The organism is Streptomyces davaonensis JCM 4913, assembly GCF_000349325.1.
Taxonomy (GTDB): domain Bacteria; phylum Actinomycetota; class Actinomycetes; order Streptomycetales; family Streptomycetaceae; genus Streptomyces; species Streptomyces davaonensis.
On record NC_020504.1, the window covers coordinates 4,840,373 to 4,857,764 of the forward strand.

Annotated in this window: 16 protein-coding genes; 6 read left to right on the plus strand and 10 right to left on the minus strand. The window is 72.1% G+C overall.

Annotated features, from left to right (window positions below):
* Positions 1 to 11: 11 nt before the first annotated feature.
* A complete protein-coding gene (locus tag BN159_RS21315) occupies positions 12 to 1,676 on the minus strand; it encodes a glycoside hydrolase family 13 protein (protein WP_015659072.1) in 1,665 nt (554 codons plus the stop codon).
* Between the two features lie 74 nt (positions 1,677 to 1,750).
* Positions 1,751 to 2,542 (minus strand): hypothetical protein, encoded by a 792-nt coding sequence (locus tag BN159_RS21320; RefSeq protein WP_015659073.1) that lies wholly within the window; start codon positions 2,540 to 2,542, stop codon positions 1,751 to 1,753.
* Positions 2,543 to 2,740: 198 nt separating this feature from the next.
* Between BN159_RS21320 and thrS the strand changes: the two genes are divergently transcribed.
* Complete coding sequence (gene thrS, locus BN159_RS21325; protein ID WP_408055045.1) at positions 2,741 to 4,045, plus strand: threonine--tRNA ligase; 1,305 nt, start codon at positions 2,741 to 2,743, stop codon at positions 4,043 to 4,045.
* Between the two features lie 37 nt (positions 4,046 to 4,082).
* Positions 4,083 to 5,048 carry a nucleoside hydrolase gene (locus tag BN159_RS21330; protein ID WP_015659075.1) on the plus strand — a complete coding sequence of 322 codons (966 nt, stop codon included), beginning with the start codon at positions 4,083 to 4,085 and terminating at the stop codon, positions 5,046 to 5,048.
* A gap of 27 nt (positions 5,049 to 5,075) precedes the next feature.
* Here the strand turns inward: BN159_RS21330 and BN159_RS21335 are convergent, their stop codons facing one another.
* The 5 genes from BN159_RS21335 to BN159_RS21355 all read right to left on the minus strand — a co-directional run bounded on the left by BN159_RS21335 (position 5,076) and on the right by BN159_RS21355 (position 9,605).
* Positions 5,076 to 5,996 (minus strand): LAETG motif-containing sortase-dependent surface protein, encoded by a 921-nt coding sequence (locus BN159_RS21335; protein ID WP_015659076.1) that lies wholly within the window; start codon positions 5,994 to 5,996, stop codon positions 5,076 to 5,078.
* A 253-nt stretch (positions 5,997 to 6,249) separates the two neighbouring features.
* Complete coding sequence (locus BN159_RS21340) at positions 6,250 to 6,939, minus strand: GAF and ANTAR domain-containing protein (protein ID WP_015659077.1); 690 nt, start codon at positions 6,937 to 6,939, stop codon at positions 6,250 to 6,252.
* Positions 6,940 to 7,016: 77 nt separating this feature from the next.
* A complete protein-coding gene (locus BN159_RS21345; protein WP_015659078.1) occupies positions 7,017 to 8,360 on the minus strand; it encodes a helix-turn-helix domain-containing protein in 1,344 nt (447 codons plus the stop codon).
* A 242-nt stretch (positions 8,361 to 8,602) separates the two neighbouring features.
* The gene (locus BN159_RS21350) at positions 8,603 to 8,797 is read right to left on the minus strand and encodes a DUF397 domain-containing protein (RefSeq protein WP_015659080.1); all 195 of its coding nucleotides are present in this window, start codon (positions 8,795 to 8,797) and stop codon (positions 8,603 to 8,605) included.
* The gene (locus tag BN159_RS21355) at positions 8,772 to 9,605 is read right to left on the minus strand and encodes a helix-turn-helix domain-containing protein (RefSeq protein WP_015659081.1); all 834 of its coding nucleotides are present in this window, start codon (positions 9,603 to 9,605) and stop codon (positions 8,772 to 8,774) included. The genes BN159_RS21350 and BN159_RS21355 overlap by 26 nt, the downstream gene beginning before the upstream one ends.
* A 62-nt stretch (positions 9,606 to 9,667) precedes the next feature.
* Here BN159_RS21355 and BN159_RS21360 point away from each other — a divergent pair, with 62 nt between their 5' ends.
* On the plus strand, positions 9,668 to 10,861 hold the full coding sequence (locus BN159_RS21360) for an amidohydrolase (RefSeq protein WP_015659082.1): 1,194 nt from the start codon (positions 9,668 to 9,670) through the stop codon (positions 10,859 to 10,861).
* A gap of 47 nt (positions 10,862 to 10,908) precedes the next feature.
* Positions 10,909 to 12,870 carry an NHL repeat-containing protein gene (locus BN159_RS21365; protein WP_015659083.1) on the plus strand — a complete coding sequence of 654 codons (1,962 nt, stop codon included), beginning with the start codon at positions 10,909 to 10,911 and terminating at the stop codon, positions 12,868 to 12,870.
* On the opposite strand, the gene BN159_RS21370 is transcribed toward BN159_RS21365, so the two are convergent.
* Both BN159_RS21370 and BN159_RS21375 read right to left on the minus strand, forming a co-directional pair.
* Positions 12,860 to 13,912, minus strand: a complete 1,053-nt coding sequence (locus BN159_RS21370) for a hypothetical protein (protein ID WP_015659084.1) — start codon at positions 13,910 to 13,912, stop codon at positions 12,860 to 12,862. The two genes, BN159_RS21365 and BN159_RS21370, sit on opposite strands and share 11 nt — an antisense overlap.
* Positions 13,913 to 14,003: 91 nt before the next feature.
* The gene (locus BN159_RS21375) at positions 14,004 to 15,182 is read right to left on the minus strand and encodes a PP2C family protein-serine/threonine phosphatase (RefSeq protein WP_015659085.1); all 1,179 of its coding nucleotides are present in this window, start codon (positions 15,180 to 15,182) and stop codon (positions 14,004 to 14,006) included.
* 105 nt (positions 15,183 to 15,287) lie between these two features.
* On the opposite strand from BN159_RS21375, the gene BN159_RS21380 reads away from it, so the two are divergent.
* On the plus strand, positions 15,288 to 15,731 hold the full coding sequence (locus BN159_RS21380) for a hypothetical protein (RefSeq protein ID WP_015659086.1): 444 nt from the start codon (positions 15,288 to 15,290) through the stop codon (positions 15,729 to 15,731).
* 78 nt (positions 15,732 to 15,809) lie between these two features.
* Here BN159_RS21380 and BN159_RS21385 read toward each other — a convergent pair whose 3' ends face one another.
* The gene (locus tag BN159_RS21385) at positions 15,810 to 16,373 is read right to left on the minus strand and encodes an SH3 domain-containing protein (protein ID WP_015659087.1); all 564 of its coding nucleotides are present in this window, start codon (positions 16,371 to 16,373) and stop codon (positions 15,810 to 15,812) included.
* Between the two features lie 154 nt (positions 16,374 to 16,527).
* Between BN159_RS21385 and BN159_RS21390 the strand changes: the two genes are divergently transcribed.
* A complete protein-coding gene (locus tag BN159_RS21390; protein WP_015659088.1) occupies positions 16,528 to 17,376 on the plus strand; it encodes a hypothetical protein in 849 nt (282 codons plus the stop codon).
* Positions 17,377 to 17,392 lie beyond the last annotated feature (16 nt).

Sequence of the window (17,392 nt, forward strand, 5' to 3'; positions counted from 1 at the left end):
GGCCGTACCGCCTACGTCAGCCATGCCGTCGTGTCGGCGCCGAGCCGTCCGTCCGGTTCCAACGGCGCGCTGCTGAGGACGACTTCGCCGGGCGGCAGCGGTACGGGCGCGCCGGACAGGTTGGCCACGCAGCGCCAGCCGTCGGACCGGGCGAACCCGAGCACCCCGGCCGGGGTCTCCTCGGCCCAGGTCAGGGTCTCCCCCTCCAGCAGCTTGCGCCGCAGTCGCAGCGCCCGCCGGTACAGCTCCAGGGTGGACTCCTCGACCCCTTCCTGTGCCTCGACGGAGTACGGGCCGAACCACTCCGGCTGCGGCAGCCAGGCGCCGCCCGCGCCGAAGCCGTACGAGGGTCCGTCGACCGTCCAGGGCAGCGGCACCCGGCAGCCGTCGCGGCCCTTGCGGACGTGGCCGGTCTGCTCCCAGATCGGGTCCTGGAGCACCGCCACGGATAGGTCGGCGACCTCGGGCAGTCCGAGTTCCTCGCCCTGGTAGAGGTACGACGAGCCGGGCAGCGCCAGCATCAGCAGGGTGGCGGCGCGGGCCCGACGCAGTCCGGCCGCGCGGTCCACCTCGGGGGCGTGGCCGCCGGACAGCAGCCAGGCGTTGTCCTCGGTGCCCGGGGGCAGCGTCAGCCGCGAGGCGTGCCGGACGACGTCGTGGTTGGAGAGCACCCAGGTGGCGGAGGCACCGGCGGCATATGCGTCGGCGAGCGAGTCGCCGATGATCCGGCGGAGCCGGTCCGCGTCCCAGGAGGCTTGCAGGTACTCGAAGTTGAAGGCCTGGCCGAGTTCCTCCGGGCGGGCGTACAGCACCCTGCGGGCGCCCGGGACCCAGGCCTCCGCGACGGCCATGCGGGGCGGGGAGTAGGCGTCGAGGATCGTGCGCCAGTCGCGGTAGATCTCGTGGACCTCGTCGCGGTCGTAGAAGGGGTGGCTGCCCGCGGGCATGGCGGCCAGGGCCTCCTCATCGCTCAGCACCGGGGCGCCGAGGTCGCGCAGGGGCTCGGTCAGGTCCTTGGCGAGGGCGTGGGCGACATCGACCCGGAAGCCGTCGACGCCCCGGTCGGACCAGAAGCGCAGGGTGGTGCGGAAGTCGGCGCGGACCTCGTCGTGGGACCAGTTCAGGTCGGGCTGCTCGGGAGCGAACAGGTGCAGGTACCACTGCCCGTCCGGAACCCGCCGCCAGGCGCTGCCACCGAACACGGACTGCCAGTCGGTGGGCGGGAGTTCACCGTGCGCCCCGCGCCCGTCCCGGAACACGTACCGCTCCCGCGCGGCGGAGCCCGGACCCGCCGCGAGCGCCTCCTGGAACCAACTGTGCCGGTGGGAGGTGTGGTTGGGCACGATGTCGACCATGACCTTCAGCCCGAGACGATGGGCCTCCTCGACCATGGCGTCGAAGTCGTCGAGGGTGCCCAGGCGCGGATCGACATCGCGGTGGTCGGCGACGTCGTAGCCGCCGTCGGCGAGTTCGGAGGGGTAGAAGGGGCTGAGCCACAGGGCGTCCACGCCGAGACCGGCGAGATGGGCGAGCCGTTCGGTGACACCCCGGATGTCACCGAGCCCGTCGCCGTCCGCGTCGGCGAAGCTGCGCGGATACACCTGGTAGACGACGGCCTGCCGCCACCAGTTCGGGTCCTTGAGGGAGAGGTCGGGCGCGGTGGGGCGAGCGGTCACGCGGTCTCCTCTGCGAGAGGGGTCTGGAGCAATCCCTGCCACCGCTTCCCCGCCCTCAATCGGCGCACCGTGGCTCAGACCTCGACCCGCCCCTGCTTGTGCACCTCCGCCAGGCGCCGCGCGCCGATCTCGGTGGCCGCCCAGGTCGCGTCGCCCGGGACGTCGCCGAGGCCGCCGTTGGTGAGGACGATGGCGTCGTCGCCCACCCGAACCGCGGCGAGGTCCAGGGTGAGGGTGGTCGCGTCGTCGTCGGAGGTCGGGACGGTGAGCGTGATGCGCAGGCCCTGCCGGGCGTCCCCGGCCTCCTCCGGCAGCTCCGTCTCGGTGACCTCGGCGTACTCCTTCTCACCGGTCGCGGTGACCGCCGTGAACTCGCCGCACTTCCGAGGCAGCGACCTCAGCCAGTCCAGCGTCCGGTCCGCCTCCCTCGGCGGATGCGCCACGACCTGGTAGCGGATCTGCGCCCCGTCCCAGTCGTCGTCCAGGCCGGTCACCGCGCGCGTGCGGGCGTCCGGGCCGAAGAACTCCTCGGTGTACAGGGTGTCCAGCAGCCGTCGGCAGTCGGCCCGCTCGGTGCTCGCCTTGAGCATGCCGTCCCGCCAGGTCGCCGCGCCCTGGGTCGCCGCCCAGGGCTCCCCGAGGTCGGCCTCGGTGATCAGCGCCGCCTGCGCCTGCGCCTCGGTGAGCGCGGGAGCGGACGCCGGGGAGGGGGCGGCGCCGGTCCGGGCCGGGCCCGGCGAGGCGGACGCGGAAGCCGGCTCGGCGGCTGCGTCCGGCCCGTCGGACCCGCCACAGGCGGTCGCCGTCAGCAGCACGCCCAGCGCGAGAACCGGGACGGCGAGAACACGGACCGGGGGACGGGGCATCGGGGCCTCCTCGGGCTTCCAAGATCGACGTACGTGCTTTCAAAGCACCACCCCGCACGCCCCTGCACCAGTGCGCCGGTCCGTCCGGGTGAGGAAAACCCGTTGGCCGAGCACCCGGCCCCTCGCTACGGTCCCTCCATGAAGCGCGCCCACCCGTCGAGCACGACGACGCCGGACACGGTCCCGGCGCGCTGACACCTGAGCAGTGACGAAGCCCCGGGGCGAGTGCCCCGGGGCTCTGTCGTTCGCACCCTCCGGCCGCTCGCCCTCCGAACGAGGGAGTACGAGATGCACGACCACCGCCGGCTCGGCCGGGAACTGGAGCTGTTCGACACCGATCCGCTGATGGGCGCGGGGCTGCCGTACTGGCTGCCGGACGGCGCCGTCGTACGGCACGAACTGGAGGAGTACGTCCGGGAGGTGGAACGGGCCGCCGGATACCGGCATGTGTACTCACCCGTGCTCGGGAAACGAAAGCTGTACGAGACCTCCGGGCACTGGTCCCACTACAGCGACGACATGTTCCCACCGATGCCGCTGGGCGCGGAGGAGGTCGTCCTGCGCCCCAGCCTCTGCCCGCACCACGCGCTGATCTATCGCTCCCGCTCCCACAGCTACCGCGAACTGCCCCTGCGCATGGCCGAGTTGGGCGACATGTACCGCTCCGAGCTGTGGGGCGCGCTGGGCGGGCTGACCAGGGTCCGCGCGATCCGCCTCAACGACGCGCACATCTTCTGCACCCTGGAGCAGGCGGCCGAGGAGGCCCGCGCCGCCCTGGAGCTGATCGGCCGCGCCTACGCCGACCTCGGCATCCGCGCCGCCCGCTACCGCCTCTCCCTCCCCGGCGAGGGCGGCAAGTACGTCGCCGACCCGGAGCTGTGGCGCCGGGCGACCGCTCTGCTGCGGGAGGCTCTGGACGGCATCGAGTACGAGGCGGTCGAGGGCGAGGCCGCCTTCTACGGCCCCAAGATCGACGTGCAGATCACCGATCCCGTCGGCCGGGAGTCCACCCTCTCCACCGTCCAGATCGACTTCCACCAGCCCGAACGCTTCGATCTGCACTACATCGGCCCCGACGGCGCGAAACACCGGCCGGTCATGGTGCACCGCAGCGTCATCGGCAGCGTGGAACGGGCCGTCGCCCACCTCATCGAGACCCACGGCGGCGCCTTCCCGGCCTGGCTGGCCCCCGTCCAGCTGATCGTCCTGCCGGTGGCGGACGCCCAGGTGGAGCAGGCCGCGGAGGTCGTACGGCGGGCCTGCGCACTCGGGCTCCGGGCCGAACTGGCCGCTCCGGCCGACGGTTCCCTGGGTGCCCGGATCCGGGCGGCGCGGCTGGTGCCGTACCAGGCGGTGATCGGGGAGCGGGAGGCGGGCGGCGACCTGGCGGCCGTACGGCTGAGGGACGGGCGGCGGCCCGGGGCGCTGCCCGTGGTCGAGTTGCTGCACCGGATCGGCGAGCGGGTGCGGGCTCGCGGGGCCGAACTGTGGGCGGCTGCGTAAGGTCGGTGAGAAGACGCTCGTCGAAGAGGGAGCCCCCGTGAACGGTCAGCCCATCCCGGTGATCATCGACTGCGACACCGGCGTCGACGACGCCCTGGCCCTGCTGTTCGCCGTACGGCATCCGGGTCTCGATGTGCGGGCGGTGACCTGCGTGGCCGGGAACACCGACGTCGAGGGCGTCGTCCGCAACACGCTCACCGTGCTGGAGCAGGCCGGGGCCGCGGACATCCCGGTCGCGCGGGGCGCCGAGCGGCCGCTGATCGAGCCGGTGCGTACCGCGAGCCATGTCCACGGCGCCGACGGCATGGGCGACCTGGGGCTGCCCGCGCCGACCCGGCGCCCGGTGGACGTGGACGCGGTGACGCTGCTGCGCCGCGAGATCCTGGCCTCGCCGAGGCCGGTCACGCTCATCCCGACGGCCCCCCTGACGAACATCGCCCTGCTGCTCCGTACGCACCCCGAGGTGGTCCGGAACATCGAGCGGATCGTGTTCATGGGCGGGGCGGTGGAGGTCGGGAACGCCACGCCGGTCGCGGAGTTCAACGTCTGGCACGACCCGGAGGCCGCGGCGATCCTGCTCACCGCCGGGGTGCCGATCACGATGTACGGCCTGGACGTGTTCCAGCGGGTGCTGGTCCCGGCCGCCGATGTGCAGCGCCTGCGGGCGAGTTCCGAGCCGCGGCTGCGGCTGGCCGGTGAGCTCCTCGCCCACCGGCCCTCGGCGCCCGACCCCGACGGCGACGACCCGTCCGGCGGGCTCGGTGACGCGGGTGCGGTGTGCGCGGTCGTCGACCCGGCCGGCATCACCACCAGCCTCCTTCCGGTCGAGGTCTCCCTCGCCCCCGGCCCCACCCGCGGCCAGACCATCGTCGACCGCCGCCCGCGCCCCGGTGAGGCGGAGATCCACCACGGGGAGCGCGAACTTCAGTTGGTGGACGTGGCGTTGGACGTGGATGTGGACCGCTACGTGAAGCTGTGGCTGTCGGTGGTCGAGGGCGCCTGAGCCTCAGGCACAGGCGCCCTCAGGCACCTACGCCCGCGAAGACGCGCGGCGCTTGCGCGACGCGACCACGATCGCGCCGCCGCCCGCCAGGAGCACGGCCGCGCCGATGGTGATCGGCAGGGTACTGCTGTCGGCGCCGGTCTCGGCGAGGTCGCCGCCGCCGTTCGGGGTGGGGGCCGGGGCGGTGGTGGAGTCGGCCGGGGTCGGCTCCGAGGGGGTCTCCGAGGCCGGGGGCTCGCTCGCCGGCGGCTCCGAGGCCGGGGTGGACTCCTCGGGCTCCGAGGGCGCCGGCTCGGTCGGCGTGGCCGGGGGCGTCGTCTCCGGGACCGTCGTGCAGTCCTTGGTGCCGCCGTTCCAGGCCGCGATCAGCTTGTCCTTGATGACCGGACGGTCCGGCCCCTTGGGCACGTCACCGTGCTCGAAGCCGTCGTTCGCGTCGAACTTGCCGTCGAACTTCACGGCACCGCGGTAGAGGTCGACCTGCGCGAAGCAGCCCGCGTCCGGCACGGCGATGTCGAGGGAGTCGGTGGCGCCCGGCTTGACCGTGACGGAGTCGAAGTCGACGAAGACCTGCTCGCCGGAGGTGGCGAAGGTCGCGCCGTGGGCGAGGTAGGAGGCGAGGGAGGCGGTGCAGGTGGTGGCGTCGCCCGCGGTGCGGACCTGGATGTGCACCTTGCCGTCGCCGGTCGGCTTCAGGCTCTGGTCGTCGACCTTGACCGAGTCGTAGAAGTCCGTGCCGTTCAGCGAGAACTGGCACCGGTCGGTGGCGGTCTCGGTACCCGCGCCGGTACCCGGCTGGTACGTGCCGCCCGACTTCCAGCCGTCGCCGCCCGGAGTACCGGTGGCGTGGGCGCCGGAGGCGGCGGCGACGGTGGCGGCGCACAGGGCGAGCGAAGCGGCGCCCGTCCCCAGCAGGCGTCGCGCGATGACACGTCTCGCTATGGACATGCGATTCCCCATCTTGACGTGAGCAGAACCCGGAAGACGGCAGGCGGGCAGCGCGCAGCGACGGCGGGCCGTGCCGTACCGGAGTGGTGGTCGAAGAAACACTGGGCTCATTGGTCACATGTGCCACAGCGCGAGGCCCATGGTGGTGTGGGCTCTGATCCCCTGTCAACCTGCAGGAACGGATACGGAGTTCACGCCTCCATCACTATTTCGCCACACAGGGAATCATCTGCTCCGCAATCGGTCCACGGCTTCAGTAGTCCCGTGGGAAGCGCAGCCGGTGCTCCACCACCGCCTGGGCCATCTCCGTCACCGTGCGGCTGTCGGCGAAGGCGCGGGCGCGCAGCAGCGCAAGCGCCTCCTCCGCGCCGACACCCCGCTGCGCCATGACCATGCCGATGGCCTGGTAGACGCCGTCATGGCCGTCGATCAGCCCGTCCAGCCAGTCGGAACGGTCCAGCTCCCCCTCCGAGGCCCGGTCCACCGCGTCCCGAGCCATCGCCATCAGCGCCATCGTCACCGCCGCGGCCAGCGACCGCGCGGTGCGCAGCTGCCCGGCGGTGAGCGCGCCGGGGCGGTCGCGGTAGAGGTCGAACGTGCCCACGCACACCGTGTCGTCCCCCAGCGGCAGCGAGTACGCCGCCCGCACCCCCGCCCCCATGGCCTCCTCCGCGAAGACCGGCCAGCGCTCCGCGTCCCGCCCCGCCGCCAGATCACAGGCGAGCACGGGCCGCCCACTGCGCACCGCGCTCTGGCAGGGCCCCTCGCCGAGGGTGGCCTGGATGTCGGTCACATACGCGGCCTGCGCGCCGCTCGCGCACAGCCGCACCGGCATGTCGTGATCGTGCAGCGAGACACTCGCGCCGGTCACGGGCAGCATCTCCACCGCCACCGCACACAGCCGCCGCGGAATCTCGCCGGGCCCACCGCCCGAGGACCGCACGGTCACCGCCTCCTCGTACCTGAGGGCGCGGCACCCGACTACCCGGCGCCACGGCACCGAAACCCCGGGGCCGGAGGTCACAGAGGGGGCTGGGCGGGCGCCGGTCCGAGGGTGGTGGTGCCAGGGGCCGTACGGTGGCCGAGACCCGTCCGGTACGCGTCGAGCGCCGCCTCCACCCGCCCGGTGCGGCGCAGCAGATCCCCCAGCAGCCGGCACAGGTCGGCCAGGTCCCCGGCCGCGCCCGCCCGCTCCAGCAGGCTCAGCGCGCGGACGTAGTGCTCCTCGGCGGCCTCGGTGTCCCGGGTGTCCTCGGCGATGATGCCGAGCAGCCGGTGGGCCGCGGCGGAGTGCAGGGCGCCGCGCTCGGAACTGAGGTCGGTCAGCACCTCCTGGAGAAGCGCGGCGGCCTCCTCGGACTTGCCCCGCCGGTGCAGTACGTCGGCCAGCTCCACCGCGACCTGGCTGGTGTAGAGCGCGGCCCGCTTGGCGGACAGCATGGCCCGCGCCTCCCGCAGCTCGGCCTCGGCGCGGTCCAGCTCGCCGTTCTGCGCGCAGACGTACCCGCGCATCCAGTGGCAGTGGGCCAGTTCGGTACGGATCTGAAGGCCCCGGTACAACTCCGCCGCCTTCGCCAGCGACGCGTCCGCCTCCGCGATCCGCCCCTCGGCGAGCAGCGTCCGCGCGACGGACCGGTGCATACGGGCGACCAGTGCCGGATCCCCCGCCTGCGGCGCCAGCGCGAGGGCGAGTTCGGCGGCCTGGGCGGCGCGGGCGTGGGCGCCCATGTCCATGTACGGCCCGATGACACTGGCGTACAGCAGGAGCAACGCGTCCGGATCGTGTAATCCACCCCGGTTCAGCTCGTCGAGGGTGGACTCCAGCAGATAGACGGCGTACCGGAGTTCACCGGCGAGATAGTGCGCGGTGGCGCGTCCGCGCAGCGCCGGAACGCGAGCGGTCAGGGGAGCCCCGGCCAGCGCCTCCTCGGCCTGCTCGAACCGATGCCGGGCGGCGTCCAGGTCCCCGGTGTCGATCCCGCACTCCCCGAGCCCGAGCAGCGCGGCGACCTTCTCCTCGACGAGCCCATGCCTCTCCGCCTCCGCGAGGACGGCCGCGAACAACTCGGCGGCTTCCTCGGTGGCGCAGGTCGCCAAAGTGCGCTGTGCGCCGGTGAGTTGCAACCGCAGCTCGGTAGCGAGCCGGGCGGACCGCCCGGTGACCAGCTCATCAAATGCCACCCCGAGCCGCTCCGCGATGTGCTTCAGCGCCTCGTCGGAGGCCCGCGCGCGGCCCGCCTCCAGGGTGGAGATGTAGGCGGGCGTGTACGCGGGCTCGGCCAGCTGTTTCTGCGTGAGCCCGCGCTCGGCCCGCCACTGTTGCACCCTGCGACCGATGGTCAACGGGTCGTCGCGCTCCGACATGGCCCAACTCCCCTAGTGCCTCTTGCCGTTCGACTCCGACAGCCCCTAGGTTAAACCCGGAGTTAAGCCTGATTACCGAGCCCGCTTAATACATCGCGTCAATACACCGGTTGCGAGGTCGCCGTGCTCGAACGAACCAGCACCAGCGTGCGTTATGCCCGTGGTATCGCCGCCGCGATCGTGGCCGTGGCCACGCTGGTTCTGGCGGCCAACGCGGGCCCGGCGAGAGCGGCGGAGTCGGATCAGGAACCGAGAGCGACGGCCTTGATGAAGGCGGAGTAGGACTCCGGGGAGAGGGTCAGTACGCCGAGGTCGGGGTTCTTGGAGTCGCGGATCCCTATGTGGGGGTTGAGGGCGGCAACTTCAACGCACTCGCCGCCGCTGCTACCGCTGTACGAGGACTTACGCCACTCAGCACGGCTCAGGCTGCTCTCCATAGCGTTCCTCCATCACGCGAGTGATCAGGGCGACCGACTCCCTCGGGGAGAGAGCCTCGGCTTGTAGGCGAGCGTAACCGACCGAACGCTCCCTGATCACCTGAGGATTGGCCGTCATGTGCCCTGAGTCGTAGCTCTCGCAGTAGTGCAGGTCAGGGTGGTCGTTGAAGCGCAAGAGCGTGAATGTCCCCATCATCCCGGCGTGCTCACCAGCCGAGAACGGCAGCACCTGAATCTGCATCCAGGGCTTCTCGAACAGCCCTCGCAGGTGCGCGAGTTGATCACGCATGACGTCCCGGCCGCCGATCTGCCGGTACAGCGCCGCCTCGTCCAGCACCACCCACAGCACCGGAGGTTCGCCACGGCTCAGGATGCGCTGCCGTTCCATGCGAGCGGCCACCATCTCGTCCAGCCGCTCGTCCTGCTCCACGGAGAGCACGGCACGTGCGTACTCGGGCGTCTGGAGAAGTCCGTACACCAGCTGACACTGGTACGTGGAGATGTACGTCGCCGTCGCTTCCAGCTCCGCAAACGGCTGGAACCAGCTCGGCAGTTGGCTCCGTAACACCAACCCCACGAGCCTCGAAAACATCCCGTCCGTCAGCAGCGCCGCGTCCGCCCGTTCGGCGAACTCCCTCGTCGGCACCTTCAGAGTCGTCTCGATCTGGCCGACCAAGGACCCGGTGCAGTACATGATCGCGCCGAGTTCGTTCTGGGTCAGCCCCGCCGCCTCGCGCTTCCTCCGCAACTCGTAGCCGAAGTAGTCCAGAGGGGACGCACTGGGGTCCAGTTCACGGATGTTCACCATATAGCTGAGAGTAACCGTGCCATTACACGCCCGCACCGGAAATCACCAAATACTCTGCCCCCATGACCTCCGACCTTGAGGACTTCTACCGGGACCTCCACCGGCACCCCGAACTCTCGTTCCAGGAACACCGCACGGCATCCCTGCTCGCGGCGCGGCTCGAAGCGGCGGGGTTCGCGACCACGGAAGGCGTCGGCCGTACCGGAGTCGTCGGGATACTGCGCAACGGCGACGGGCCGACCGTCCTGCTGCGGGCCGACATGGACGCACTGCCCGTGCAGGAGGAGACCGGGCTGCCGTACGCCTCCACCGTGCCCGGCGTGATGCACGCGTGCGGGCACGACATGCACGTCACGTGGCTCGTGGGCGCCGCCGAGGAGTTGGCGGCGCGGCGGGACGGCTGGGCAGGGACCCTGATCGTGCTGGGGCAGCCCTCGGAGGAGATCGGCGGCGGGGCCGAAGCCATGGTCGCGGACGGGCTGTACGAACGGTTCCCGCGGCCGGACGTACTGCTGGCACAGCACGTGGCGCCGGGACCCCTCAACCGCATCGCCCACGTACCGGGGCTGATCATGTCGGCGACCACCGACGTCGACATCGTCGTGTACGGGCGCGGCGGACACGGCTCGCGGCCCGAGACCACCGTCGATCCCGTCGTCACCGCCGCCTTCCTCGTCACGCGGCTCCAGACCATCGTCAGCCGGGAACTGGCCGCCCGGGAGCAGGCCGTACTGACCGTGGGGCGGATCGAGGCCGGGACGGCGCCGAACATCATCCCCTCAACCGCCCGTATCTCCCTCAACCTCCGTACGCACTCGGAGGCCGTCCGGGACCGGATGGTCGACGCGATCCGGCGGATGGCGAAGGGAGAGTGCCTGGCGGCAGGGTGTCCGCGGGAGCCAGACGTGACGCTGGGCGCCGGCTTCCCGGTGACCGTCAACGACGCCGACACCGACCACCGCGTCGCCGCCGCGCACCGCGAGGAGTTCGGCGCCGACGCCGTCTTCGACCCGGGCCCCGCCATGGGCAGCGAGGACTTCTCCTACCTCGCCGACGGCAAGCTGCCGTACTCCTACTGGTTCGTCACCAGCACCCCGCCCGCGACCTGGGACGCCGTACCGGGGGACGATCCGGTGCAACGCTCGGAGTCGGTGCCGAGCAACCACAGCCCGCACTTCGCGCCGGACCTCGCCGTCGTGCCGACGGGCGTGCGGACACTGGTGTCGGGGGCGCTGACGTACTTGTTGAAGACATGACTTAATCTCTGCGCACATTCCATTCGTTCCGGGGGGTTCGAAACAGCGTGCGCAGACGCACTCTCACGACGGCCGCCACCGCACTGGCGGTCCTCATCAGCTCGGCGGCCCTGGCCGCCGTACCGGCCGCCGCCGACTCCGTCCAGCCCGTCGAGGCCCTGGAGGACGCGACGGACATGGTGGTGGACGGCGCCCACCAGCGGGTGTTCATCGCCGACCGGTACGGCGACCGGATCGCCGTCACGGACACCAAGGGCGCCCCCATCGGCACCCTCACCGGGCTGCCCCAGGTCGGGGACCTCGAACTCAGCCCGGACAGCGGCACGCTGTACGTCGCGGTGCGAGGCGCCGACAAGATCGTCGCGTTCGACACGGCGACGCTCACGCAGACCGCCGAGTACCCGACCGGCGACCAGACGATTCCCTCCCAGGTGGCCTACGCCGACGGCCGGCTGTGGTTCGGCTACGGCGACCAGTGGGACTCCGGGCTCGGCGTGGTCGACCTGACCGCCGAGACCCCGACGGTCACCCTCGACCTGGCGGGCCACAACTTCTCCAGCCCGCCCGAGCTGTACGCCGACCCCGACAACCCCGGCACGCTGCTCGCCCTGGACGCGCACATCAGCTCCGGCCCGATCCTCGTCTACGACATCTCCTCCGGCACCCCGGTGATCAGCGCCTCCGCCGAGAAGGGCGGCTTCTACCACGACGCCGCGCTCACCCCCGACGGACTGAACGTCATCGTGGCCGGGCCCGGCACCCGCGCGCTCACCGAGTACCGGCTCTCCGACCTGGAGCAGGTGCGGACCTACCCGGTGCCCTCCGAGCCGGAGACGGTCTCCGTCGCCCCGGACGGCACGGTCGCGGCCACCGTCCTCGACACGGACAACGTCGGCGACACCTATGTCTTCCCGACCGACCCCAGCCTGCCGGTCAACGTCCGCAACCTGTCGAACGAGTGGATGCCCTGGGGCGGCCACACGACGAACTGGTCGGCCGACGGAAGCAAGCTGTTCGTCATCACGGACACCTACTACACACCCCAGTTCCGCGTCGTCGACGAGCCCCGCAAATACGCCGCGACGCTGAAGGTGACCGCGCCGACCACCGCGCCGCGGGCCCAGTCCCTCACCGTGACCGGCACCCTCACCACCGGTCTGGCGCTGCCCTCCGGCACCCCCGTCACGGTCACCCGCACCGACATGGAGTCGCCGGACGGCAAGTCGCTCGGCACCAAGTCCCTCGGTACCGGCGGCAAGTTCAGCTTCACCGACACCCCGCCGGCCGGCGGCAAGGTGACGTACAGGGTGACCTACCAGGGAGACGCCGCCCACACCTCGGCGACCGCCTCCGACACCGTCGAGGTCTCCCGCGCCAAGCCGACGCTGACGCTGAACAACAACGGCAAGGTGTACAGCTACGGCGCCGATGTGAAGTTCACGGCGCACCTGGGCACGACCTACAAGAACCGCAAGGTCGAGATCTGGGCCAACCCCTTCGGCGCGGACAAGCCCAACAAGCTGGTGAGGTCCGGCACGGTCGACTCGAACGGCAACCTGTCGGTGGTCGTCGACCTCAAGCGCAAGACCACGCTCACCGCGAAGTTCGCGGGGGACGCCCGCTACCAGCCCCGGTCGGTGACCAGCACGGTCGGCGCCAAGGTGTCGATCTCGACGGTGCTCAGCGGGCACTACAAGACGAACTACACCTGGGGCCACACCTACCACTGGTTCAGGGTGTCCAAGGACCCGGTCGTCACCGCGACCCTGCCGCCGTACGGGGGCCGCACGCAGAAGCTCCAGATCCAGTTGTACTCCGGGGGCGTCTGGCAGACCACGTACGCCGAGTACTTCAAGCTCGACTCCACGGGCCGGTCCGCCGTCCAGCTCACCGGCACGCCGCCCACCGGCTACCGCTTCCGGGTGCGCAACTCCTACATCAGCGGTTCCGGCGACAGCGTGAACACCACGACGTACGGCACCTGGAAGTACTTCACGTTCACGAGCTGAGGCGCTGGAGCTGCCGCTGGACATGGTCCAGCGCGCCCTGCCGCCGCCCCGGCACCCGTGTCCTCAAGTCGGCCAGCGCGAGCCCGAGTTCCTGGGCTCGCGCCGGTTCGGCGATCCGGCCCCACTGATGGTGGGCCCGGTCGACGGCGGACTCCACCGCCGGGTCCTGGGGCGGCTGCCCGGCGGCCAGCCGGGCCGAGGCCACCCCGAGCCACGCCCGGCAGCTCCGTACGGCATCCCCCGCGAACATCGCCAGATCGGCCCGCACTTCGGCCCAGTGCAGGGCCTCGGCCGAACCCGGCCCGTACGTCTGGAGGGCGATCCGCTCGTGGTGGGCGGCGAGCGCGTCGGCGTCGCCGTGCCGCCCGGAGTTCACGGCCTCGGTGATGGCGGAGTGCGGATCCACCAGGGCGGCACCCGGCGCCCCGAGCACGAGGTCCGCGCGCCCCTCGTCACCGACCCGCGCCAACGCCTGCTGATGCAACTCCGCAAGCTCGGGCCGCCGTCCGCTGCGCAGGATCGTCGCCACCGCCTTCATGTACGACGGCACCGCCACGGCACGCCTGCCCGGCGGCGGCGCGACACGGCCGTAGACGGCGGTGTCGCGGCCCGAGTCCAGCGGGCGGGTGCGCAGGTGTTCCCAGGTCTCCAGGTCCGCGTGCAGGTCGAGGACCAGGGAGGTCGTGCCCGGTGGGCGCAGCCGCAGTTCCTCCCGGACCCAGTGCCAGGGCAGGGCCGTGTAGCGCACCGTCGAGGGGGTCGTGCGGGCCAGCGCCAGGTGCACCAGCCGTTGCTTGCGGTCGAGTTGGAGCTGGCCGGTGATGAACACGGTGAGCGGTCCCGGGGCCGCCGCCGCGGCGCGCAGGCGGGTCAGGACGGCCTGCGGTTCGAGGGGGTCGGCGAGTTCGACGACGTTCGCCGTGTCGGTGCCGGCAAGCACCGCGGGCGGCACCGCCGCGAGGACGGGGAGCACGGACGCCGCGTCCACCAGACAGCCCTTGCCCGCAGGCGAAGCGGCGAGCAGCAGCACGGTTCCGGGCATCGGTCCCTCCCCATCCCCCGTCGATCACGTACGTCAGCACCGTAACCGCTGCGGCTGCAAAGGGGGGCCTCCGGAGTGCAAACGCCCCCATTCACCCGTCGGTCCGCCGTACCGCGAACACCGTGGTGTCGTCGGCCAGCCGCCCGCCGGAGTGGCGCAGGGTGCCGTCGCGGACGTAGGCGACCAGCCGGTGCGGGTCGGTGAGCCGGGGGTCGGCGGCCACGCCCCGGGCGACCTCCTCGGCGAGCGGGTAGAAGGCGCCGACGCCGTCCCGGGCCTCGGTGACGCCGTCGGTGGTCAGCAGCACCGTCTCGCCGGGGGCGAGGCGGGAGCAGAGCACCACGGGCGGTCCCGAGCCGCCGATCAGCTCGCCGAGGCCGAGCGGGAGCGCGCCGCCCGGCGGCAGCTGCCGTACCCCCGAGGGGCCGACCAGCAGGGGCGGCTCGTGGCCGAAGACGACCGACTCCAGGGCGGTGGAGTCGTTGGCCGGGAAGCTCAGCAGGACCGCGGTGGCGAAGCGGTCGTTGTCGTCCCGGCCGAGGGCGGACAGGTGCCCGGTGTGCCGGCGCATCCGCGTCTCCAGCCGCTCCGCGACGACCGCGAGGTCCGGCTCGTGGAAGGCGGCCTCCCGGAACGTGCCGAGCAGAGCCGCGGCCGCCTCCACCGCGCCGAGCCCCTTGCCCTGGACGTCACCGATGAGCACCCGGGTGCCCTGCGGGCCCGGCTGGACGTCGTAGAAGTCGCCGCCGACCGCCGCCTCGACGTCCGCGGTGAGATACACCGCGGCATGGTCGAGGCCGCCCCAGGGGGACGGCAGCGGGCGCAGCACGGTACGGCGGATGGTGTCGGCGACATCCCGCATGTGCAGCATCCGGGCCTCGCCGCGCACCCGGATCGCGCAGGCCAGCGTGGCGAGGACACCGCCGATCGCGGAGAGCATGAGGTCGGCGGAGCCCGCCTGGTACTCGTTGGGCAGAACGCTGTCCCCGACGACATAGGTGGTGGTCGAGAGCACGGCGAACGCGGCCGTGCCCCACACCCCGCAGATCGCGGCGGCTATACCGGGGACGAGGACCAGCCAGGAGATGATCCGGAAGTCCCGGGCCGTGTTGTAGTCGATCGCCATGATGCCGATGAGCAGCACCAGCGGCGGCACCCAGGCCACGCTCCGGCCGCGCACCCGCAGCATCTGGTGGCGCTGGACCGGGTCCCCGGGCAGCAGACGGCGGGCCGGGCGACCGGTCACCGGTCTCAGTCCGCGCCCGCTCATGCCGCCAGCGAAACACGGGGGTGTTCGGCCCGCATCTTCGACTTGCCAGGGCCCCCGCCCCGGGTGTGCTCTGGAGGTCGGGGGCGAGGAGGAAGGAGTCCTCTCATGGCTCACGCGGCACCCACACCCGGCCGGATGGCCAGGACGCCCGACCCGTCGGACATCTTCAGCGAACGCACGCACACGATCGCGCGGTACGGGATCCCGGTCGTGCTCGGGCTCGTCTACGGCTACTGGGCCGCGGCCAACCGGCGCGGCGGCGGCGAGATCACCGGCTGGAACATCCTGTTCGGCTTCGTCACCGCGATCGCCTTCATGGTGCTGTGCATCGCGGTGGCCACGCTGGCGCCCAGACTGAAGCGGGAACTGCACTCGCTGACGAAGTCGGCCTTCGCCGGCGCGGCCTTCGGTTTCCTCTACAGCCAGACCGGCGCGAGCGTTCTGCGGTCCGTGATGATGAGCGTGCTGATCACGGCGGCCATCTTCGCGGTGTTCTTCTACCGCTACTACACCCACGAGGACGCCGAGGGGAACAGGATCCGTCGCTAGCGCTGTCGCCCTGGCGCTGACATCACGCGTGGGCCCCGGCGGCAGCCGCCGGGGCCCACGCGCTCCCTCACCTTCCCCTCACCAGCCGCCCAGCCAGCTCCAGCTGCTGGACGACGATCCGGAGGCACTCCAGCTCCATGAGCCGGACGCGCTCCACGAACCGGACGAGGACGCGCTCCAGGACTCGCTGCTGGAGGCGCTGTTGGTGAACGGTTGCTCCCAGTTGGTCCAGGAGCCGTCCTTCCACTCCGGACACGGGTCCGAGCAGGTCGGCACGTGCCTTCCACCGGTGTCGATGAAGGCGGCGCTGGCCCAGCCCTGGGCGCCCACGAGCCAGTACCAGTCCGGGTTTCCGTTGACGCTCTGGCCGCGGACCTTGCAGTCCACGCGGTCCTGGCTGCCCGGAGCGAGCCAGGTGACGGCGGGCGCGTGGGTGGTCGGCGCCTGCCTGACGTTGAGCTTCGTGTGGGAAATGACGGTGCCCCAGATCGGACCGTGATGACCGCCGCCGCCTCCACCGCTTCCGTCGGCGATTGTCGGCGGGGCCGGCGCTGCCGCCGTCGCACCCGCCGTCGCGGCGACCAGGGAGCCGCCGGTGAGCAGGGCCACGGCCAGGGTCCGCAGGGCCGGAGTGGTGCGCATGATCGGCCTCCTTCTCCCCAAACCCAGGAAACACCCGTTCGGGTGAACCCTCCACCGGAGAGCCGGGAGGCCAGTTCCCCCAAGGGGTGCGGCCTCTCGGCCATCCGGCCGCTCAGCGCTCGCGGGCCCGGTCCCGGCCGTCTTCCCTGAAACCGTGTCCTCCCGTCTGCGGAACGCCCTCTCGGCCGCGCTGATCGCGCTGGCCTGTCTGCTGGTGCCGTTCGGAGCGCTGGCGGTCTGGGCGTCGTACGGGCTCGCCGACACCGGGCGGTACGTCACCGCGATGGCTCCGCTGGCCGCCGATCCGGCCGTGCGGGAGGCGGTGGTGGACACGGTCGGGGACGGGATCGTGGCGGAGACGGACGCGGATCCGCCGCTGCGTCCCTTCGTGCGGGACGCGGTGCGGTCCTTCACCGGCACCGACGCCTTCCGCACCGCCTGGGACAGCGCCAACCGGGCCGTCCACGACGCGGTGCTGCGGGCCGTGCGGGACGGCGACGGGGGTGAGGTCACGGTCGATCTGGCGCCGGTGGCCGCGGAGGTGAAGGCACGCCTCGCCGCGGACAACGTGCCGTTCGCGAGCCGCATCCCCGTCGAGCACACCGAGGTGTCCGTCCTGCCCGCCGATGAACTGGAGCGGCTGCGCAGGGGGTTCCGCGCGCTGGAGGTCGCCGGGTTCTGGCTGCCCGTCTCGGCGGCGGTGCTGGCGGTCGGCGGGATCGCGGTGGCGGCGTGCCGCCGGCGGGCGGTGACCGCGATCGCGCTGGGTACCGCGCTGGGCGGCGCCTTCCTGGCCCTCGCGGTCGCCCTCGGCCGCCGGCTCACCCTTGCCGACCTCCCCGAAGACGTCCACCGCCCGGCCGCGGGAGCGGTGTACGACGCGCTCACGGAGACCCTGCGCACGGTGTCCTGGCTGCTGGTGGGGGTGGGGCTCGCGGTGGCCCTGGGTACATGGCTGCTGACGCGCCGACGGCAACCTTCGGCGGCGGGGACTCGTCCTTGAGGGAGGGGTCCTGTTC

Bases quoted from the DNA above. Each gene is read 5' to 3' on its own strand.
- BN159_RS21370 (WP_015659084.1), bottom strand. From the start codon at position 13,912: ATGCCCGGAACCGTGCTGCTGCTCGCCGCTTCGCCTGCGGGCAAGGGC.
- BN159_RS21380 (WP_015659086.1), top strand. From the start codon at position 15,288: ATGGCTCACGCGGCACCCACACCCGGCCGGATGGCCAGGACGCCCGAC.
- BN159_RS21335 (WP_015659076.1), bottom strand. From the start codon at position 5,996: ATGTCCATAGCGAGACGTGTCATCGCGCGACGCCTGCTGGGGACGGGC.
- BN159_RS21375 (WP_015659085.1), bottom strand. From the start codon at position 15,182: ATGAGCGGGCGCGGACTGAGACCGGTGACCGGTCGCCCGGCCCGCCGT.
- BN159_RS21355 (WP_015659081.1), bottom strand. From the start codon at position 9,605: ATGGTGAACATCCGTGAACTGGACCCCAGTGCGTCCCCTCTGGACTAC.
- BN159_RS21350 (WP_015659080.1), bottom strand. From the start codon at position 8,797: ATGGAGAGCAGCCTGAGCCGTGCTGAGTGGCGTAAGTCCTCGTACAGC.
- BN159_RS21360 (WP_015659082.1), top strand. From the start codon at position 9,668: ATGACCTCCGACCTTGAGGACTTCTACCGGGACCTCCACCGGCACCCC.
- BN159_RS21345 (WP_015659078.1), bottom strand. From the start codon at position 8,360: ATGTCGGAGCGCGACGACCCGTTGACCATCGGTCGCAGGGTGCAACAG.
- BN159_RS21320 (WP_015659073.1), bottom strand. From the start codon at position 2,542: ATGCCCCGTCCCCCGGTCCGTGTTCTCGCCGTCCCGGTTCTCGCGCTG.
- BN159_RS21385 (WP_015659087.1), bottom strand. From the start codon at position 16,373: ATGCGCACCACTCCGGCCCTGCGGACCCTGGCCGTGGCCCTGCTCACC.